The following is a 19184-nucleotide window of genomic DNA, read 5'->3' as shown; positions in this document are numbered from 1 at the left end:
AAGTCCCCCAAGACATCCCCAGATGCCAGGTCGCGCCCCCCAAGACGCTGCCTGACATCGCCAACTTAGACCTTCGAACCCCTTCGATGGTTACGTTCGCATCACTGTGATCTGCGTCTCTTGCATATGCTGCATATGTCCGTTAGGTGCGCAAGAGCTCCGAAACGCGGACCGGATGCCAGCGTAAGGAAGATGCGCGAGCCTTGTGAAGAGCTTATGTGAGGTACGTGCCGGACTCCAGGGGTGCCGCCGCATCGAGACCTCAGTGAAATGCCCGCAGCCGAAGGCTGTTGGAGACCACGAACACCGAGGAGAAGGCCATCGCCGCCCCCGCGATCATCGGATTCAGCAGTCCGGCGGCGGCCAGCGGCAGCGCGGCCACGTTGTAGCCGAAGGCCCACACGAGGTTCCCCTTGATCGTCGCGAGGGTCCGCCGGGACAGCCGGATCGCGTCCGCGGCCACCCGCAGGTCGCCGCGGACCAGGGTCAGGTCGCCCGCCTCGATCGCCGCGTCCGTGCCGGTGCCCATCGCGAGGCCCAGGTCGGCTGTGGCGAGCGCGGCGGCGTCGTTGACGCCGTCCCCGACCATGGCGACCGTACGGCCCTCGGCCCGCAGCCGCTCCACCACGGCGACCTTCTCCTCGGGCAGCACCTCGGCGATCACCTCGTCGATGCCGACGGCGGCGGCGACCGACTCGGCGACGTGGCGGTTGTCGCCGGTCAGCAGGACGGGCGCGAGCCCGAGGCGGCGCAGCTCAGCCACCGCCTCGGCGCTGGTCTCCCTGACCGCGTCCGCCACGGCGAGGACCCCGCGCACCTCGCCGTCCCAGGCGACCACGACGGCCGTGCGGCCGTTCCCCTCGGCCTCGTCCACGGCGCGGGCCGCGGCGGGCGGCAGCTCGTCGTGCAGGCGCCCCACGGCCACCTCGCGGCCCTCCACGCGGCCGCGTACGCCCCGGCCGGGGACGCTCACGAAGGCGGCGACGTCCGGCAGCCGTCCGGCCCGCCGCTCGGCACCGGCCGCGACGGCGCGGGCCACCGGGTGCTCGGAGGCGTGCTCGACGGCGCCCGCGAGCCGCAGCAGCTCCTCCTCGGGGGTGCCCGCGAGGGCGTACACCTCGTGCAGGGTCATCCGGCCGGTGGTCACCGTGCCGGTCTTGTCCAGGACGACGGTGTCGACCCGCCGGGTGGACTCCAGCACCTCCGGACCCTTGATGAGGATGCCGAGCTGGGCGCCCCGGCCGGTGCCCACCAGGAGCGCGGTCGGCGTGGCGAGGCCCAGCGCGCACGGGCAGGCGATGATCAGCACGGCGACGGCCGCGGTGAACGCGGCCACGGTGTCCCCGGTCCCGCCCAGCCACCCCCCGAAGGTGGCCGCCGAGATCAGCAGCACGACGGGCACGAAGACCCCGGAGACCCGGTCGGCGAGCCGCTGCACCTCGGCCTTGCCGCTCTGCGCGTCCTCCACGAGCCGCGCCATCCGGGCCAGCCGGGTGTCCGCGCCGACCCGGGTCGCCTCGACCACCAGCCGGCCCCCGGCGTTGACCGTGGCGCCGGTGACCGCGTCGCCGACGCCGACGTCGGCCGGGACGGACTCGCCGGTCAGCAGTGAGGCGTCCACCGCCGAGGCGCCCTCGGTCACCGTCCCGTCGGTGGCGATCTTCTCGCCCGGCCGGACGACGAACCGGTCGCCCACCGCGAGCCGGGCCACCGGTATCCGCACCTCGCGGCCCTCCCGCAGGACCGCCACGTCCTTGGCGCCCAGCGCCATCAGCGCCCGCAGCGCCGCCCCGGCCCGGCGCTTGGAGCGGGCCTCCAGCCAGCGGCCCAGGAGCAGGAAGACGGTGACGCCGGCCGCGGCCTCCAGGTAGATGGCGGAGGCGCCGTCGTTCCGGGCGACGGTGAGGTCGAAGCCGTGCCGCATGCCCGGCATGCCGGCGTCCCCGAGGAACAGCGCCCACAGCGACCAGCCGAACGCCGCCAGGGTGCCGAGCGAGACCAGCGTGTCCATGGTGGCCGCGCCGTGCCGGACGTTGGTCCAGGCGGCGCGGTGGAAGGGCAGCCCGCCCCAGACGACGACCGGCGCGGCCAGGGTCAGCGAGAGCCACTGCCAGTTGTCGAACTGGAGCGCCGGCACCATGGCGAGCAGCACGACCGGGACGGCCAGCAGCGCGGAGACGGTCAGGCGCGTGCGCAGCGCGTCCGGCCCGGGATCGGCGGCGTCCGGCCCGGACTCCTCCGCCTCGTCCCCCGGCTCCGGCTCCGGCGCGGGCTCCTCGGCGGTGTACCCCGTCCGTACGACGGTGGAGATCAGGTCGGCGACCGGGACGGTCACCGGGTGCGTGATCCGGGCCTTCTCGGTGGCGTAGTTCACCGTGGCGGTGACGCCGTCCATGCGGTTGAGCTTCTTCTCGACGCGGGCCGCGCAGGCGGCGCAGGTCATGCCGCCGATGAGCAGTTCGGCCTCGGCGAGTTCGGGTGCGCCGGCCTGGGCGGCCGTGGCGGTCTCCGCGGTGGTGCTGGTCATGGTCCGGGCTCCAGACGGGTCCGGCCGGGCCGTGCGCGGCCCGGCCGGAGGGGGCGGTTGCTGCTGCGGGACGCCGGTGCTCAGGCCCGGCCGGCCAGCTCGAAGCCGGCCTCGTCCACGGCGGCGCGCACGGCCTCGTCGTCGAGCGGCGCACCCGAGACCACGGTGACCTCGCCGGTGGACGCCACGGCCCGCACCGAGGAGACACCCGCGATCTCGGAGATCTCGCCGGAGACGGCGCCCTCGCAGTGTCCGCAACTCATTCCGCTCACCTTGTAGACGGTGGTGACGGAGCCCTGGGTGTCGGTCTGGGCGGTCATGTCGTTACTCCTCGTCGGGGGTGCACGGGCGGGTACGCGTGGTCCGGCGCGGACCACTCACCCTCCACTGTACCCCTAGGGGGTATGGAGGCGGACCTCACCCGTCACCCGCGCCGCGCGCGTGCGGCCCACTCGTGCTCCAGGACGGCCATCAGTACGTCGTCCACCCACACGCCGTCGCGCAGCGCCGCCTCGCGCCGTACCCCCTCCACCACGAAGCCGGCCTTCTCGTACACGTGGCGGGCCCGCGCGTTGTGGGCGTAGACCTCCAGCTGAACGCGGTGCAGCCCGACGTACTCGAAGCCGTGGCCCACGATGAGCCGCGTCGCCTCGCTGCCCAGTCCCCGGCCGCGGCCCCGGGCGCCGATGAGCGTGCGGAAGGTGCAGCTGCGGGCGGCCGGGTCCCAGTCGTACAGGACGACCTCGCCGACGAGTTCGCCGGTCGCGCGGTCGGTGACGGCGAGGTCGAGGCGGTCGGGGTCGGCGGTGCGCACGCCGTACCAGGAACGCAGCCGCTCCGGGGTGAGCGCGGTGCCGGGTTCGAACGTGAAGCGGACGACCTCGGGATCGTTGACGATCTCCCACATCGCGTCCGCGTCCCGCGCCGTGAACGGCCGCAGGACGGTCCGCTCGCCGGTCAGGACGGGTTTCGCCGCAAAGTCCATGGACGGCACTGTGCCCCACGTGGCCGTGGGGCACAGAACGGTTTTCTCCGGGCCGGAGGGGGCCGCTACCGCTTCCGGTTGCTCGGCCGGGACGCCACCCAGGCCCGGATGGTCTCCGCGTACCAGTAGGGCTTGCCGCCCTCCACGTGGTCGGGCGGCGGCAGCAGCCCGTGCTTGCGGTAGGACCGCACGGTGTCCGGCTGCACCCGGATGTGGGCCGCGATGTCCTTGTAGGACCAGAGCCTTCGGTCGGTCACGAGTCGCACCTCCCCGCGCGTGCCACGGCGGCGGCCGGGGACGGCCGCCGGGGGGAGCCGGGCTCCGCGCTGGCGATCACCAAGCGTGTCCCGGGTGAACGACGCGAAGTACCGCGCGGTCAGGGGCCGTTCACGGGTGTGACGGAAAACCCGCGTGCGCGTGACATGTGTGACACGGAGGGTGCCTTTGTGACACGAGTGCAGCAAAGGCGTACGCCGGAGCGCTGGCGCGTCGCGTTGACTCCGCCACCCGGAGGGCTGCCTGGAACATGTCGTCTGAATGTCCGGACAAAACATTGACAGGCCGCACGCACGGGGCTAGAAACCGGGGAGACGCACGGGCGGGCACGAAGGGAACGCGATGGCGCACGACCTGATCGCCGGCGGACCGCGGTCCGCAAGCGCCGTCGCCGTTCCCCCCACCGAACGCCTCCGGCGCGGGAAGGCCGCCTCGCCCTGGCAGGAGCGAGGCACGAGCGCCGACTCCCCGCTCGCACCGGCTCCGCGCCGGAGGTCCCCCCGTCGAGCCCGGCCCGCCCGCACTGCCCCACGTGTCTACGCGGGCGCCCAAACCGCAGACACAGTGTCGGGCGCGCCCGCGGCGCCCGGCTGGTGGGATGGAGTCATGGCCACCACCGCGACCCGACCGTCGCCGGTCACGGCCCGTGAGCAGCACCAACGGCACGTCTCGACCCGTCGCCGCCATCTGTGAAGGAGTTCTCGGTCATGACGAACATCGTCAACCACTGGATCGGCGGCAAGACCGCCGAAGGCGCCTCGGGCACGTACGGTCCGGTGACCAACCCGGCCACCGGCGAGGTCACCACCAAGGTCGCCTTCGCCTCCGTCGACGAGGTGGACACCGCGGTCGCCGTCGCCAAGGAGGCGTACCTGACCTGGGGTCAGTCCTCGCTGGCCCAGCGGACCACGGTCCTCTTCAAGTTCCGGGCGCTGCTGGACGCGCACCGCGACGAGATCGCCGCGCTGATCACCGCCGAGCACGGCAAGGTGCACTCCGACGCGCTCGGCGAGGTCGCCCGCGGCCTGGAGATCGTCGACCTGGCCTGCGGCATCAACGTGCAGCTCAAGGGCGAGCTGTCCACCGAGGTCGCCACCCGCGTCGACGTGTCCTCGATCCGCCAGCCGCTCGGCGTGGTCGCCGGCATCACCCCGTTCAACTTCCCGGCCATGGTGCCGATGTGGATGTTCCCGCTGGCCATCGCCTGCGGCAACACCTTCGTGCTCAAGCCGAGCGAGAAGGACCCCTCGGCGGCCGTGCGGATCGCCGAGCTGCTCACCGAGGCCGGGCTGCCGGACGGCGTCTTCAACGTCGTGCACGGCGACAAGGTGGCCGTGGACCGCCTCCTTGAGCACCCGGACGTCAAGGCCGTCTCCTTCGTCGGCTCGACCCCGATCGCCCGCTACATCCACACCACGGCCTCCGCCAACGGCAAGCGCGTGCAGGCCCTCGGCGGCGCCAAGAACCACATGCTGGTGCTGCCGGACGCCGACCTCGACGCGGCGGCCGACGCGGCCGTGAGCGCGGCCTACGGCTCCGCGGGGGAGCGCTGCATGGCGATCTCCGCGGTCGTCGCGGTCGGCGCCGTCGGCGACGAACTCGTCGAGAAGATCCGCGAGCGCGCCGAGAAGATCAAGATCGGCCCCGGCGATGACCCGGCCTCCGAGATGGGCCCTCTCATCACCAAGGCCCACCGCGACAAGGTCGCCTCCTATGTCGAGGGCGCGGCGGCCGAGGGCTGCGAGGTCGTCCTGGACGGCACCGGCCACACGGTCGACGGCCACGAGGACGGCCACTGGATCGGCATCTCCCTGCTCGACCGGGTGCCGACCACGGCCAAGGCCTACCAGGACGAGATCTTCGGCCCGGTGCTGTGCGTGCTGCGCGCGGACACCTACGAGGAGGGCGTCGCCCTCATCAACGCCTCGCCCTTCGGCAACGGCACCGCGATCTTCACCCGGGACGGCGGCGCGGCCCGCCGCTTCCAGCTGGAGATCGAGGCGGGCATGGTCGGCGTGAACGTGCCGATCCCGGTCCCCGTGGGCTACCACTCCTTCGGCGGCTGGAAGGACTCGCTCTTCGGCGACCACCACATCTACGGCAACGACGGCACGCACTTCTACACCCGCGGCAAGGTCGTCACCACCCGCTGGCCGGACCCGGCCGACGCCCCCGCCGGCGTGGACCTGGGCTTCCCGCGCAACCACTGAGGCACCCGGAGTCAGCCCCGTACGGCCGTCCGATATTCGGACGGCCGTACTTTTTTCCCTCCGTCCGCAACGGATCCCGCGCACCCGGAACGGCCGCTGGGGCTGCGCATCTGATGCCGTTTTCGAAAGATCGACACGCCTCAGACGACTGATTCCGTAGATGAACAGCCATTGACGCACTGGTTTCCGTCGGTATTCCATCTTGCCGCGGGGGCGAACCGGAGGCGGTGGCGCTCCGCCGCGCACCGTGCCGCACGAGTCGATCGGAAACCGCGTATGACCGACACGCTCCGTCCCGCCCAGACCGCCGCGACGGCACCAACGGCCCCCGAGGACCTCCGGGACCCCGGTGACCACCCGGACCGGTCGCGGACGCTGAAGCGGTCCATCGGGGTCGTCGGCGGCACCCTCCTCACGCTCTCCTGCGTCACCCCCGCCTCCACGCTCTTCGTGGTCGTGCCGGACCTCTTCGGCACCCTCGGCACCGCCACCGCGCTCACCATCGCCATCGGCTCCCTGCTCTGCGTCGCCGTGGCGTTCTGCTACTCGGAGCTGGGCACCCTCATCCCCAGCGCGGGCGGCGAGTACGCCATGGTGTCGACCCTCGCCGGGCGGCTGGCCGGCTGGCTGGTCTTCGTGCTCTCCCTGCTGGTCGTGATGATCGTGCCGCCGGTGATCGCGATGGGCACCGCCGACTACCTCGCCCCCGTCGTCCACCTCGACCCCTCCCTCGCCGGCGCCGGCGTCATGGCGCTCGCCACCCTCGCGGGCCTGCTCGACCTGCGCGCCAACGCCTGGATCACCGGCGTCTTCCTGGTTCTGGAGGTCATCGCCGCGGCCGTCGTCGCGGTGCTGGGCTTCACCCACGGCGAGCGCGGCCTCGGCAGCCTCGCCTCCATGGAGGTGGCCGGCGCGGGCGGCGGCGCGGACCCGGTGACCGGGATGCTGGTCGTCTCCGGACTCGCCATCGCCCTCTTCGTCACCCAGGGCTTCTCCACGGCCGTGTACCTCTCCGAGGAACTGGAGGACCCGCGCCGTAACGTCGCCCGCACGGTGCTGGCCACTCTCGCCATCTCCGCCGTGATCATCCTGGTGCCGGTCGTCGCCATCACCTTCGGCGCCTCCGACCTCGCGGAGCTGACGGGCGGCGACATCGGCGCCATGGTCACCGCCTGGTCCAACTCCGCCGTCGGCACCTTCGTCAGCCTCTGCGTGGCCCTCGCCATCATCAACGCGGGCATCGTGATGGTCATCCAGAACTCGCGCGTCCTGTTCGCCTCCGCCCGCGACAAGGCCTGGCCCGCCCCGGTGAACTCCCTCTTCGCCCGGCTCGGCCGCTTCGGCTCACCGTGGGTCGCCACCCTCGCCGTCGGCGTCCCGGGCGCCGCGCTGTGCTTCGTCGACCTGGACACGCTCTACGGGGTCACCGGCGTCTCCGTCACCGGCATGTACCTGCTGGTGGCGGTCGCGGCCCTGCTCGCCAGGCGCGGCGACCACCGGCACGCGCACGCGTGGCGCATGCCCCTGTGGCCCGCCGTGCCCGTCCTGCTGATCGCGGTCCTCGCCTACGTGCTGACCCAGCAGGAGGCGTCCCACCTGCTGTGGACCGGCTCCATCACCGCCGTTGCCACCCTGTACTGGGCCCTGTACCTTCGCCCGCGCCGCGACACCCGCTGGCTGGTCTCGGTCCCCGACGACGTACGCGACGACGCGCGGGAGCCCGCCGGGCCGTGAACCCGGCCTACCGCGCCCGCGGTACGCGCCACCGTGCCCGTACTTCCGTGGGAGGGGCGGTGGTTCACCCCCGGGAGGGCCTCGGTTGTCGGCGGCTGCCCGTACCGTTGACACATGGATCTTCGACTGCCCCGCGTGCGAGGGCTGCTACGGGGGCCGCGGCGGATGCTCGCCGCCGCGGCCGCCGTCGTCGTGCTCGCCGGCGCCGGGACCTGGACGGCCGTCGCCGGCGACGACCCGCCCCCGGTGCACCGCGCCGACCGGGTCGTGGCGGTGGGTGACGGAGTGCGCCTGGACACCTCGTACTTCACGGCCGGCTCCGGCGGCCGCCGCCCCGCGGTCCTGCTCGCGCACGGCTTCGGCGGCAGCAAGGCCGACCTGCGCGCCCAGGCCGAGCGCCTGGCCCGGGACGGGTACGCGGTACTGACCTGGTCGGCACGCGGCTTCGGCAGGTCGACCGGCGGCATCGGGCTCAACGCCCCGGACGGCGAGGTCGCCGACGTCTCCCGGCTGATCGACTGGCTCGCCACACGGCCCGAGGTCCGTCTCGACGGCGCCGGCGACCCGCGCGTGGGCATCGCCGGCGGCTCCTACGGCGGCGCGGTCGCGCTGCTGGCCGCCGGGCACGACGACCGCGTGGACGCCGTCGCCCCCGCCGTCACGTACTGGAACCTGGCGGACGCCCTCTTCCCGAACGGCGTGTTCAAGAAGCTCTGGGCCGGCATCTTCGTCAACCTGGGCGGCGGCTGCGAGAAGTTCGAGCCCGCGCTCTGCCGCATGTACCAGCGCGTCGCGGAGAAGGGCGCGCCGGACGCCGAGGCGGTGCGGCTCCTCAGGGAGCGCAGCCCGCAGGCCGTCGGCGACCGGATCGACGTCCCCACCCTGTTGACCCAGGGCCAGACCGACTCCCTGTTCCCGCTCGGCCAGGCCGACGCCGCGGCCAGGGCGATCCGGGCCAACGGCGCCCCCGTGGACGTCGACTGGGTCGCGGGCGGGCACGACGGCGGCGACCTGGAGACCGGCCGCGTCGAGGCCCGCACCGGCGCCTGGTTCGACCGCTACCTGAAGGGCGACGAATCGGCCGGCACCGGCCCCGCCTTCCGCGTCTCGCGCACCGTCGGCACCGGCAGCGGCGACGGAGAGCCGCGCCTGGAGGGCGTGAGCGCCGACAGCTACCCCGGCCTCGGCGGCGACCCGCGCGCGATCGCACTGCGCGGACGCGAGCAGACCTTCGAGAACCCGGCGGGCGCGGCCCCGCCCGCCGTCTCCGCCCTGCCCGGCATCGGCGGGTCCGGTGGCCTCTCCCAGCTCTCCTCGCTCGGCGTCGGGATCTCCCTCGACTTCCCCGGCCAGTACGCGGCCTTCGAGTCGGCGCCCGTGCGCGAGGACCTCCAGATCACCGGATCGCCCACCGCCACCGTCCGCGTCCAGTCCACCACCGACGACGCCGTGCTCTTCGCCAAGGTGTACGACGTCGGCCCGGGCGGCGCCCAGCAGGTGCTCCCCGCCCAACTGGTCACCCCCCTGCGGGTCGAGGACGCCAAGGCCGGCAAGGACGTGACGGTCACCCTGCCCGCCGTCGACCACGAGGTGGAGCGCGGCCACCGGCTCCGCCTGGTCCTCGCCTCCACCGACCTCGGATACGCCTCGCCGGCCGCGCCCGCCACCTACACCGTCTCCCTCCGGGGCGGCCTGTCGGTGCCCACCGCCCTCGGTGACACCGGCGCCACGGCCGGGCTGCCCGCCTGGGTCTGGTGGGCCCCCCTCGCGGGAGCCGCCGTCGCCGCCGCCCTGCTGCTGACCGCCCGCCGCCGCACCTCGGCCCCGCCCCCCGACCCCGCGCTGGCCGGCGTGCCCCTCCAGATCACCGGCCTGACCAAGCGGTACGCCAAGTCCGCCGACCGGTACGCCGTCCGCGACCTGTCCTTCCGCGTCGAGAAGGGCCAGGTACTCGGCCTCCTCGGACCGAACGGCGCGGGCAAGACGACCACCCTGCGCATGCTGATGGGCCTGATCTCGCCGGACGGCGGCGACATCCGCGTCTTCGGCCACGCCATCGCCCCCGGCGCCCCCGTGCTCTCCCGGGTCGGCGCGTTCGTCGAGGGCGCGGGCTTCCTGCCGCACCTGTCCGGCCGGGAGAACCTGGAGCTGTACTGGCGGGCCACCGGCCGCCCCGCCGAGGACGCCCACCTCGACGAGGCCCTGGAGATCGCCGGCCTCGGCGACGCGCTGGCCCGCGCGGTGCGCACCTACTCCCAGGGCATGCGCCAGCGCCTGGCCATCGCCCAGGCCATGCTGGGCCTGCCCGACCTGCTCATCCTGGACGAGCCGACCAACGGCCTCGACCCGCCCCAGATCCGCGAGATGCGCGAGGTGATGATCCGCTACGCGGCGGCCGGACGCACCGTCATCGTCTCCAGCCACCTGCTCTCCGAGGTGGAGCAGAGCTGCACCCACCTGGTGGTGATGGACCACGGCCGCCTCGTGCAGGCGGGACCGGTCGGCGAGATCGTCGGCTCCGGGGACACGCTGCTGGTGGGCACCCCCGGGCGCGTGGACGCGCCCCTGGCCGAGAAGGTCGCCGCGCTGCCCGGGGTGGCCTCGGCGGCCGCCACCGACGGCGGCCTCCTGGTCCGCCTCGACGCCACCGGCACCGCCCGCGACCTCATCCCCGAACTCGTCCGCCTGGACGTGCCCGTGGAGACGGTGGGCCCCCACCGCCGTCTGGAGGACGCCTTCCTCACCCTGATCGGAGACTCGGCATGAGCACGCTGGCCGACCGCGCCGCGCCCACCGGCGCCCAGGAGGTCGCCGAGGGCTACCGCGCGGGCCGCACGCTGCCCGTCCGGGTCGAGCTGGTCCGCCAGCTGAAGCGGCGGCGCACCCTCGTCATGGGCGGCATCCTCTTCGCCCTCCCGTTCGTGCTGCTCGTCGCCTTCCGCGTCGGCGGCGAGCCGGGCGGCGCCAACAACCAGGTCAGCCTGATGGACTCGGCCACCGCGTCGGGGGCGAACTTCGCCGCGGTGAACCTGTTCGCCTCCGCCGGCTTCCTGCTCGTGGTGCCCGTCGCCCTGTTCTTCGGGGACACGGTCGCCTCGGAGGCCGGCTGGTCCTCCCTGCGCTACCTGCTGGCCGCGCCGGTGCCCCGCGCCCGTCTGCTCTGGTCCAAGCTGGTCGTCGCCCTCGTGCTGAGCCTCGCCGCGATCGTCCTGCTGCCGCTGGTCGCCCTCGCCGTCGGCTCGGCGGCGTACGGATGGGGGCCGTTGGAGCTGCCCACCGGCGGCAGCCTGCCCACCGGCACCGCGGCCGAGCGCCTCGCCCTCACGGTGGCGTACGTCTTCGTCTCCCAACTGGTCACCGCCGCCCTGGCGTTCTGGCTCTCCACCAAGACCGACGCCCCGCTCGGCGCGGTCGGCGGCGCGGTCGGCCTGACCATCATCGGCAACGTCCTGGACGAGGTGACCGCCCTCGGCGACTGGCGGGACTTCCTGCCCGCCCACTGGCAGTACGCCTGGCTCGACACGGTCCGCCCCGAGCTGGACTGGACCCGCCTGATCCAGGGCACCTCGCTGTCGGTGACGTACGCCCTGGTCCTGTTCGCCCTGGCCTTCCGCAACTTCTCCCGGAAGGACGTCGTGTCGTAGGCCGGGTGCCGTGGGCCGGACATCGGCCCGGTCACCGGAGGATCACCCGCCGGTCACGCGGGCCCGCCGCCGTGCCCACTTCGAGACGCACCCGTGACGCCCCGTCCCGCACGTTCCGCCCCGCTCCGCCGTCACAGTCACGTACGTCGGCGTCAACGCAACCAGGGGGCAGGGACGATGAGGACGATGAAGCGGTACCGGGCCCGGCGGCCGGCCGGCGCGCTGCTCGCGCTCGCGGCGGCGGGCGGCCTGCTGCTCACGGGCTGCTCGGGCGGGGACGACGCGGCCCACGGCGCGAAGGACACCGCAGCCGGCTCCGGGGCCGGCGGCTACGCGCCCGCGCCGGACGGCCCCCGCGGCGGCTCGCCCTCCGGGGAGACGGACGAGAACGGCGACTCCCGGGACGTCGCCCCCGAGCCCGACCACCTCTCCACCTTCGCCCTCGACGTGGACACCGCCTCCTACGGCTACGCCCGCCGCAGCCTCGCCGAGGGCCGGCTGCCCGACCCGTCGACGGTCCGCCCCGAGGAGTTCGTCAACAGCTTCCGCCAGGACTACGAGCGCCCCGACGGCGACGGCTTCACGGTGAGCGTCGACGGCGCCCGCACCGGCGAGGAGGACTGGTCCCTGGTCCGCGTCGGCCTCGCCACCCGCACCGCCGAGGAGCGCGGCGAACGCCCGCCCGCCGCCCTGACCTTCGTCATCGACGTCTCCGGCTCGATGGACGAACCCGGCCGCCTGGACCTCGCCCAGGACTCCCTCGCCACCATGACCGACCGGCTGCGCGACGACGACTCGGTCGCGCTGGTCACCTTCAGCGACGAGGCCGAGACGGTCCTCCCGATGACCCGGCTCGGCGGCCACCGCGGCCGGGTGCACGACGCGATCGACAGCCTGGAGCCGGCCGAGTCCACCAACCTCGGCGCCGGCGTCGAGACCGGCTACGACACCGCCGTCGAGGGCCACCGAGAGGGCGCCACCAACCGCGTCGTCCTCGTCTCCGACGCCCTCGCCAACACCGGCGACACCGACGCGGACACCATCCTGGAACGCGTCGCGGACGAGCGCCGCGAGCACGGCATCACCCTCTTCGGCGTCGGCGTCGGCAGCGACTACGGCGACGCCCTGATGGAACGCCTCGCCGACCGGGGCGACGGCCACACCACGTACGTGTCGGACGCCGAGGAGGCCCGCGAGGTCTTCGGCGAGCAACTCCCGCGCCACGTCGAGCTGACCGCCCGCGACGCCAAGGCCCAGGTCGCCTTCGACCCGGAGACGGTCGCCGAGTACCGCCTCGTCGGCTACGACAACCGCCGCGTCGCCGACGACGACTTCCGCGACGACCGCGTCGACGGCGGCGAGGTCGGCCCCGGCCACACCGTCACCGCGCTGTACGCCGTGCGCACCCGGCCCGGCGCCGACGGCCACCTCGCCACGGCCACCGTCCGCTGGCTCGACCCCGGCAGCCGCGCCCCGCACGAGGAGTCGGGCGGCGTGGAGACCGGTGACCTGGGCGACTCGGTCTGGGAGGCCGACCGCGGTCTGCGCGTCACCGCGACCGCCGCGTACTTCGCGGACGCGCTCCGCTCCTCCCCGCCCTCCCGAGGCTCCCTGCCGGGCGCACCGGGCCTCGCCGAACTCGCCGAGCGCGCGGGCTCGCCGGCCGGCCGCACGGAGGACGAGGAGGTGCGGCGGCTCGCCGAGGCGATCCGCACGGCGAACCGGCTGACCTGAGCCGCCCCGGTCCGGCCGTACCCATTGACCTATGCTTACTCCTGGGTAAGTTTACTCAGGAGTAAGTAGTGTGGGCGCGGACGACACAACGCCAGCCGATCAGCGACCGGGAGCCGTCATGGGCGTACGCAAGGACCTGAAACGGGCGAGACGACGCGGTGACCTGGTGTCCCGCACCAGTACCGAGACCGTCAGGGACGCCTCGGGAACCGTCCGCGAGGCCCGCACCGCCCCCCTCGCGCCCCGCCCCACCACGGGCAGCATCGCCGACATCCCGTTCACCAACGCGGCCGAGGCGCCCGACGCGGTGCTCCTGCGCCGCGAGGTGGACGGCGCCTGGCGGCCCGTCACCGCGGCGGAGTTCGCCCGCGAGGTGACCGCCGTGGCCAAGGGCCTGATCGCGGCCGGCCTGGAGCCCGGCGGACGGGTCGCCGTCATGTCCCGCACCCGCTACGAGTGGACCGTCCTGGACTTCGCGATCTGGGCGGCCGGCGGCCGGACGGTCCCCGTCTACGCCACCTCCTCCGCCGACCAGGTCGAGTGGATCGTCCGCGACTCCGGCGCCGGGCACGTGGTCACCGAGACCGCCGCCAACACCGCCACCGTCCACGCGGGCACCGCCGCCCACCCCGAGCGCCCGCGCGTCTTCGAACTCGACGCCGCGGCCCTCGCCGACCTCACCGCCCTCGGACGGGACGTCAGCGACGAGGAGGTCACCAAGCGCCGCAGCGCCCTCACCCCCGACGCGGTGGCGACCGTCTGCTACACCTCCGGCACCACCGGCCGCCCCAAGGGCTGCGTCCTCACCCACGCCAACCTGCACGCCGAGGCCGCCAACACGGTCGAGCTGCTGCACCCGATCTTCAAGGAAGTCACCGGCCAGACCGCCTCGACGCTCCTCTTCCTGCCCCTCGCCCACATCCTGGGCCGCACGATCCAGATCGCCTGCCTGCTGGCCCGCATCGAGATCGGTCACTTCCCGAGCATCAGGCCCGCCGAACTGCGCCCCGCCCTCAAGTCGTTCCGCCCCACCTTCCTGGTCGGCGTCCCCTACCTCTTCGAGAAGATCCACGACACCGGCCGCGCGACCGCCGAGAAGATCGGCCGCGGCGCCTCCTTCGAGCGCGCCCACCGCCTCGCCGTCCGCTTCGGCGCCGCCCACCTGGACCGCTTCCTCGGCCGCGGCAAGGGCCCCGCCCCCCGCCTCTGGGCCGGCTGGGCCCTGTACGACCTGCTGGTCTACCGGCGGGTGCGGGCGGAACTGGGCGGCCGGATGCGCTACGCCATCAGCGGCGGCTCCCCGCTCGACCGCGACCTCAACCTGTTCTTCTACGCCGCCGGGATCATGGTCTACGAGGGCTACGGCCTCACCGAGACCACCGCCGCCGCGACCATCGTCCCGCCGCTGGGCCCCCGCCCCGGCACCGTCGGGCCGCCGGTGCCCGGCACCTCGGTGCGCATCGCGGACGACGGCGAGGTGCTCGTCAAGGGCGGCATCGTCTTCGGCGCCTACCGCGGCGCCCCCGAGGCCACCGCCGCCGTCCTCACCGACGGCTGGTTCGCCACCGGAGACCTCGGCTCCCTCGACGACGACGGCTATCTCACCATCACCGGCCGCAAGAAGGACCTGCTGGTCACCTCCGGCGGCAAGAACGTCTCCCCGGCCGTCCTGGAGGACCGCCTGCGCAGCCGCCCGCCCGTCGCGCAGTGCCTCGTCGTCGGCGACAACCGCCCCTACGTCGGCGCCCTCATCACCCTCGACCCGGAGGCCGTCGCCCACTGGCTGTCGGTCCGCAAGCTGCCCGCCGACACCCCGATGTCCGAGGTCGTATGCGACGAACGGATGCGCGCCGACGTCCAGAAGGCCGTGGACCACGCCAACGCGGCCGTCTCCCGGGCGGAGTCGATCCGCGCCTTCCGCCTCGTCGAGGGCGAGTTCACCGAGGAGAACGGGCTGCTCACGCCGTCCCTCAAGGTGAAGCGGCACACGGCCGTCGCGGCGTACGCCGAGGACATCGAGGCCCTGTACGCGACGCCCGGACGCTGACACGCGAAAGGGGCGGACCGCCGATGCGCTCGGCGGTCCGCCCCTCGGGGGCGATGGTCAGCGCCCGCCGCCCTCGCCGTTCGCCGACAGGATCGAGACGTCCTCCAGCAGGTGGGCCAGCGCGCCGTCGCGCTTGCTCTGCGTGGAGTTCTCCGCGCACTGCTGGTTCAGGTCGTCCGACAGGATCGGGATGTCCTGGATCGGGACCAGTCCGACGACGCTGACGGGGATGTCGCTCACCGCGATGCAGGGCTTGTTGAACGACCCCTGGATGAGCGCCATCTGCGGGCTCATGTTGCCGTGGGTCGCCGAGTTGCCGAAGTACTGCGAGGCACCGTTCCCGTTGGCCGAGACGGGCCCGCTGTCGTCGCCGATCGCCATCGCCTGCGGGGCCGCGGCAGCGGAGGCGCCCATGACGGAGGCGGCGATCGCCGCGTAGGCGGCTACCTTCTTGATCACTGGCCAGTCCTTTCTGAGGAAACCCCGTCCACCGGAGCGCACTGGTCAACTCCACGAGTCCGGCCGGGTTTCTCCCGTTCACCCGGTCGGCGGACAGCGGGAAATCTGTGCGGCCCCCGGATTCCACCGGTATTCGGGCGCCTTCCGCCGCCCTTTCCCCGACCCCGTGGGGGCCAACCGGGTGAACGCCCGAAACCAATCATCGCGCACCGGGTTGATGAGGCCGTAGGACAGTGCGTCGCTACGACGAAAGGAACGCGAAGTGCTCAAGAAGGCAATGGTCGCCGCGGCGGCTGCCGCTTCTGTGATCGGCATGTCGGCTGCCGCCGCTCCCCAGGCTCTGGCCATCGGGGACGACAACGGGCCGGCCGTGGCCAACGGCAACGGCGCCTCGTCGTCGTTCGGCAACTCGGCGACCAAGGGCGACATGAGCCCCCAGCTGTCGCTGGTCGAGGGCTCGCTGAACAAGCCGTGCCTGGGTGTCGAGGACGTCAACGCCGCCGTCGTCAACCTGGTGCCGATCCAGGACATCAACGTCCTGTCGGACGACCTGAACCAGCAGTGCGCGGACAACTCCACGCAGGCCAAGCGGGACGGCGCCCTGTCGCACGTCCTGGAGGACCTGTCGGTCCTCTCGGCCAACGGCGAGGGCTGAGTCCCTTCCCGGCCCGTCCGGGCGGCCCACTGACTTCCCCGTGGGCCGCCCGGCCGCGACTGGCCGGGAATTCGCCGGGGAGCGGATTGTCTTCTTCGCTCTCCTGGAGGAACGGCCGGGCCGTGGCATGAGGCATCCGAGTGAATTTCGGGGTGTCCCACGTTCGGTAGTTTCTTCGGCCGTCAATTCCTCGTTTGCAGGCTGCAGGTCATGGTGCGAGCCGTCAATGCTGTGCTCGCGCGGTTTCGGCCGTCATTCAGGCATGACCGCAGAGAAGGGAAACTTCATGAAGAAGAGCGCTGCTGTCGTCGCGGGAGCGATCATGGCCCTCGGCATGGCCGCCCCGGCCTTCGCCGACGCGGGTGCCGAGGGTGCCGCCGTCGGTTCCCCGGGCGTCCTGTCCGGCAACGTCATCCAGGTTCCCGTGCACGTTCCCGTCAACGTGTGCGGCAACAGCATCAACGTCGTTGGTCTGCTGAACCCGGCGTTCGGCAACGAGTGCGAGAACGACTGACGTCGTTCCGCACCGACCGGCTGCGTCACGGCCGGCCTTGGCCAACTCGTTTGGTTCGGGGCCGGCTTTTCCCCTTTCCGCAGCCTGTCCTCCGGATCGTTCTCCAGCCATCTCTACAAGCAGGAAGACAACGAGAGTGCGACAGACTCTGAGCAGGGGGATGGTCGCGGCGGCCGCCGCGACGGGCATCCTTTCCCTGTGCGGCAGCCCCGCCCTGGCCGACTCGCATGCGGACGGAGCCGCCAAGAACTCGCCGGGCGCCGCGTCCGGCAACGCCGTCCAGGCCCCGGTCGACGTACCGGTGAACGCCTGCGGCAACACGGTCGACGTGATCGCCGCCCTGAACCCCGCCTTCGGCAACGAGTGCGAGAACGAGTCGGACGGGCCCAAGGGCGGCTCGGCCGGCGAGTACGGAGGCGGCGACGCGGCCTCCGGCACCGATGGCGCCGGCACCGACGCCGCCTCCGGCACCCACGCCGAGGGCGCCGCCGTGGGCTCGCCCGGCGTCGGCTCCGGCAACGCCGCGCAGCTGCCGGTCAAGGTGCCGGTCAACCTCTGCGGCAACACCGTCGACGTGATCGCCGCGCTCAACCCGGTCTTCGGCAACGAGTGCGAGAACACCTCGGAGGAGCCGCCGCCCCCGGGCTACGGCGAGGAGGAGCCCCCGCCGCCCACCACCCCGCCCACGGACGAGGAGGAGCCGCCGGGCGAAGAGGAGGAGCCGCCCCCGCCCCCGAGCGAGGAGGAGCCCCCGCCGCCCGCCGAGAAGGAGAACCCGCCGCCGACCCCGCAGACGGAGCAGCCGCCCGTGCTGGCCGAGACCGGCAGCGAGGGCACGCTGGGCGCCGCGGCCGCCGGTGCCGTGCTGATCGCGGGCGGAGCGATCCTGTACCGCCGGGGCCGGGCCGCCGCCACCCGCTGACGCCGCCCCACCCCGGGAGCCCCCGGCCGGCCCGCACGGGCCGCCGGGGGCTTCGCCGTGGCCGCGTCCGGGGTCAGTGGCTGCCCGCCCGGTCGTCGTCCGGCCGGTCCGGCAGCCCCGCCCGGCCGGCGGGGTCGGCGCGGTCGGCCGGCGGCGCGCCCGCCTGGCGCACCACCCGGGCGCGGGCGGGGGCGCCGGCCGCGGGCCGCCCGCGCCGGCGGCGCGCCCGGTCCAGCAGCCGGCCGGCGACGTGCCGCCCCCACAGGGACCACAGCGCCCGCCCCGGCGCCCGGTCGTCCGGGGCGTGCCAGGCCAGCTCCCGCCCGTCGGGCGCCGGGCGCAGGGCGCTCAGCGGCGCGTAGTTCTCCACCACGAAGGTCCGCCCCGGCCGCGCCACCCCGTCCGGCAGCGCCCGGTGGGTCAGGTCCAGGTGCAGGGCCCGTACGACGTCCAGCCCGGCGGAGTCGGTGAAGAGCCGGAACTGGGCGCCCGGACGCGGGTTGAAGTCGAGCAGGTGGTAGCCGCCCGTGGCACCGCAGCGCCGGAAGTCGAGGTCGAAGACGCCGCGGTAGCCCAGCTCCCCGGTGACCCGCTCGGCGAGCGCCTGCACCTGCGGGTTGGGCGACCACCGGCCCACCGCGGTCAGCCCGGCGCCGCGCGGCCTGGCCCGGGTCTTGCGGCCCGGCCCGCCCGCCCGGACCGCCCCCGTGCGGTCGGCGTACCCGTGGAAGAACCAGTCGCGGTCCGGGCCGGGTGGCAGGAAGGCCTGGAGCAGCAGGCGGCTGCCGGCCTCCTCGGCCCGCCGGTACAGCTCCCCGGCCTCCCGCGCCGAGCGCACCAGTACCGTGCTGCGCAGCCCGCCGCCCGGGGGCACCAGCCAGGGCCGGCTCCACTTCGCCACCACCGGCAGCCCCAGCCGCCACGCCGCCCGCGCGGCCTCGGCCGGACCGTCCGGGACCAGCGTCTCGGGGTGCGGCACCCCCAGCGAGGCGCACACCCCGGCCAACTCGGCCTTGTCCGCGACGCGTTCGGGCAGGCTGCCCGGCTGGTCGGGCAGCAGGAACGCGGGCGCCAGCTCCGCCCGCGCCCGGCTCACCGCCACGGCACACGCGTCGTCCATCGCGATCAGCACGGCGGGCCGCGCGATCCGCGCCGCCACCCGGCGCAGGGCCGCCGCGATCTCCTCCGTCGACGCGCCGGGCGGCGGGGGAGTGTGCAGCCCGGTCACGTAACGGGAGGCGCGGACGGGGCTGTGCGCGCAGTCGGCGACCACGTGCACGTCCACTCCCGCGCGGCCCAGCGAACGGACGGCGCCCAGCGTTCCGTGGTGAAAGGGATTCCGGTCGGTCCGCAGCAGAACGGCGGGGACGCGGGTGTCGAACAGCGACACGGGAAACTTCCTTCGTCTTCGAATCGGTTCACCGGTGCGGGCGATCGGCGCACTCGAAAGCCGTAACGGCGGTGGCGTGATGGCATT

At 73.8% G+C, this 19184-nt stretch carries 15 protein-coding genes; 9 read left to right on the top strand and 6 right to left on the bottom strand.

Features of this window, described 5'->3' with window-relative positions; all coding sequences use genetic code 11:
- Positions 1 to 262: 262 nt before the first annotated feature.
- From IE108_RS10680 to IE108_RS10665, 4 genes are all read right to left on the bottom strand, one after another.
- Positions 263 to 2527 carry a heavy metal translocating P-type ATPase gene (locus IE108_RS10680; protein WP_064727962.1) on the bottom strand — a complete coding sequence of 755 codons (2265 nt, stop codon included), beginning with the start codon at positions 2525 to 2527 and terminating at the stop codon, positions 263 to 265.
- Between the two features lie 80 nt (positions 2528 to 2607).
- On the bottom strand, positions 2608 to 2847 hold the full coding sequence (locus IE108_RS10675; RefSeq protein ID WP_064727961.1) for a heavy-metal-associated domain-containing protein: 240 nt from the start codon (positions 2845 to 2847) through the stop codon (positions 2608 to 2610).
- A 104-nt stretch (positions 2848 to 2951) separates the two neighbouring features.
- A complete protein-coding gene (locus tag IE108_RS10670; RefSeq protein ID WP_064727960.1) occupies positions 2952 to 3512 on the bottom strand; it encodes a GNAT family N-acetyltransferase in 561 nt (186 codons plus the stop codon).
- Between the two features lie 65 nt (positions 3513 to 3577).
- Positions 3578 to 3769: a helix-turn-helix transcriptional regulator gene (locus IE108_RS10665; protein WP_064727958.1), complete on the bottom strand. Its 192-nt coding sequence runs from the start codon at positions 3767 to 3769 to the stop codon at positions 3578 to 3580.
- A 726-nt stretch (positions 3770 to 4495) separates the two neighbouring features.
- On the opposite strand from IE108_RS10665, the gene mmsA reads away from it, so the two are divergent.
- The 6 genes from mmsA to IE108_RS10635 all read left to right on the top strand — a co-directional run bounded on the left by mmsA (position 4496) and on the right by IE108_RS10635 (position 15157).
- Positions 4496 to 5998, top strand: coding sequence for a CoA-acylating methylmalonate-semialdehyde dehydrogenase (mmsA, locus tag IE108_RS10660; RefSeq protein WP_064727957.1), 1503 nt, complete (start codon positions 4496 to 4498; stop codon positions 5996 to 5998).
- 276 nt (positions 5999 to 6274) lie between these two features.
- Positions 6275 to 7732 carry an APC family permease gene (locus IE108_RS10655; protein WP_064727956.1) on the top strand — a complete coding sequence of 486 codons (1458 nt, stop codon included), beginning with the start codon at positions 6275 to 6277 and terminating at the stop codon, positions 7730 to 7732.
- Positions 7733 to 7846: 114 nt separating this feature from the next.
- Positions 7847 to 10498, top strand: a complete 2652-nt coding sequence (locus IE108_RS10650; RefSeq protein WP_064727955.1) for an alpha/beta fold hydrolase — start codon at positions 7847 to 7849, stop codon at positions 10496 to 10498.
- Entirely contained in the window at positions 10495 to 11376 is an 882-nt protein-coding gene (locus IE108_RS10645; protein WP_064727953.1) for an ABC transporter permease, read from the top strand. The genes IE108_RS10650 and IE108_RS10645 overlap by 4 nt, the downstream gene beginning before the upstream one ends.
- Before the next feature lie 186 nt (positions 11377 to 11562).
- Entirely contained in the window at positions 11563 to 13110 is a 1548-nt protein-coding gene (locus IE108_RS10640) for a vWA domain-containing protein (protein WP_064727951.1), read from the top strand.
- 118 nt (positions 13111 to 13228) lie between these two features.
- Positions 13229 to 15157 (top strand): AMP-dependent synthetase/ligase, encoded by a 1929-nt coding sequence (locus IE108_RS10635; RefSeq protein WP_064727950.1) that lies wholly within the window; start codon positions 13229 to 13231, stop codon positions 15155 to 15157.
- Between the two features lie 57 nt (positions 15158 to 15214).
- On the opposite strand, the gene rdlB is transcribed toward IE108_RS10635, so the two are convergent.
- Positions 15215 to 15616, bottom strand: coding sequence for a rodlin RdlB (gene rdlB / locus IE108_RS10630; protein WP_064727949.1), 402 nt, complete (start codon positions 15614 to 15616; stop codon positions 15215 to 15217).
- A gap of 262 nt (positions 15617 to 15878) precedes the next feature.
- Here rdlB and rdlA point away from each other — a divergent pair, with 262 nt between their 5' ends.
- The 3 genes from rdlA to IE108_RS35220 all read left to right on the top strand — a co-directional run bounded on the left by rdlA (position 15879) and on the right by IE108_RS35220 (position 17707).
- Entirely contained in the window at positions 15879 to 16271 is a 393-nt protein-coding gene (rdlA, locus tag IE108_RS10625) for a rodlin RdlA (protein WP_064727948.1), read from the top strand.
- Positions 16272 to 16557: 286 nt separating this feature from the next.
- Positions 16558 to 16785: a chaplin ChpD gene (chpD, locus tag IE108_RS10620; protein ID WP_064727947.1), complete on the top strand. Its 228-nt coding sequence runs from the start codon at positions 16558 to 16560 to the stop codon at positions 16783 to 16785.
- A gap of 160 nt (positions 16786 to 16945) precedes the next feature.
- Positions 16946 to 17707 carry a chaplin gene (locus IE108_RS35220; RefSeq protein WP_064727946.1) on the top strand — a complete coding sequence of 254 codons (762 nt, stop codon included), beginning with the start codon at positions 16946 to 16948 and terminating at the stop codon, positions 17705 to 17707.
- Between the two features lie 73 nt (positions 17708 to 17780).
- Here IE108_RS35220 and IE108_RS10610 read toward each other — a convergent pair whose 3' ends face one another.
- Entirely contained in the window at positions 17781 to 19097 is a 1317-nt protein-coding gene (locus IE108_RS10610; protein ID WP_064727945.1) for a carboxylate--amine ligase, read from the bottom strand.
- Positions 19098 to 19184 lie beyond the last annotated feature (87 nt).

This window comes from Streptomyces parvulus (assembly GCF_014648855.1).
GTDB classification, from domain to species: Bacteria; Actinomycetota; Actinomycetes; order Streptomycetales; family Streptomycetaceae; genus Streptomyces; species Streptomyces parvulus.
This window is presented reverse-complemented; position numbering and strand designations above follow the sequence as displayed.

What these genes read in the sequence shown, in the direction of transcription:
- IE108_RS10680 (WP_064727962.1), bottom strand. Translation starts at nt 2,527, where the DNA reads ATGACCAGCACCACCGCGGAGACCGCCACGGCCGCCCAGGCCGGCGCA.
- IE108_RS10675 (WP_064727961.1), bottom strand. Translation starts at nt 2,847, where the DNA reads ATGACCGCCCAGACCGACACCCAGGGCTCCGTCACCACCGTCTACAAG.
- IE108_RS10670 (WP_064727960.1), bottom strand. Translation starts at nt 3,512, where the DNA reads ATGGACTTTGCGGCGAAACCCGTCCTGACCGGCGAGCGGACCGTCCTG.
- mmsA (WP_064727957.1), top strand. Translation starts at nt 4,496, where the DNA reads ATGACGAACATCGTCAACCACTGGATCGGCGGCAAGACCGCCGAAGGC.
- IE108_RS10655 (WP_064727956.1), top strand. Translation starts at nt 6,275, where the DNA reads ATGACCGACACGCTCCGTCCCGCCCAGACCGCCGCGACGGCACCAACG.
- IE108_RS10650 (WP_064727955.1), top strand. Translation starts at nt 7,847, where the DNA reads ATGGATCTTCGACTGCCCCGCGTGCGAGGGCTGCTACGGGGGCCGCGG.
- IE108_RS10645 (WP_064727953.1), top strand. Translation starts at nt 10,495, where the DNA reads ATGAGCACGCTGGCCGACCGCGCCGCGCCCACCGGCGCCCAGGAGGTC.
- IE108_RS10640 (WP_064727951.1), top strand. Translation starts at nt 11,563, where the DNA reads ATGAAGCGGTACCGGGCCCGGCGGCCGGCCGGCGCGCTGCTCGCGCTC.
- IE108_RS10635 (WP_064727950.1), top strand. Translation starts at nt 13,229, where the DNA reads ATGGGCGTACGCAAGGACCTGAAACGGGCGAGACGACGCGGTGACCTG.
- chpD (WP_064727947.1), top strand. Translation starts at nt 16,558, where the DNA reads ATGAAGAAGAGCGCTGCTGTCGTCGCGGGAGCGATCATGGCCCTCGGC.
- IE108_RS35220 (WP_064727946.1), top strand. Translation starts at nt 16,946, where the DNA reads ATGGTCGCGGCGGCCGCCGCGACGGGCATCCTTTCCCTGTGCGGCAGC.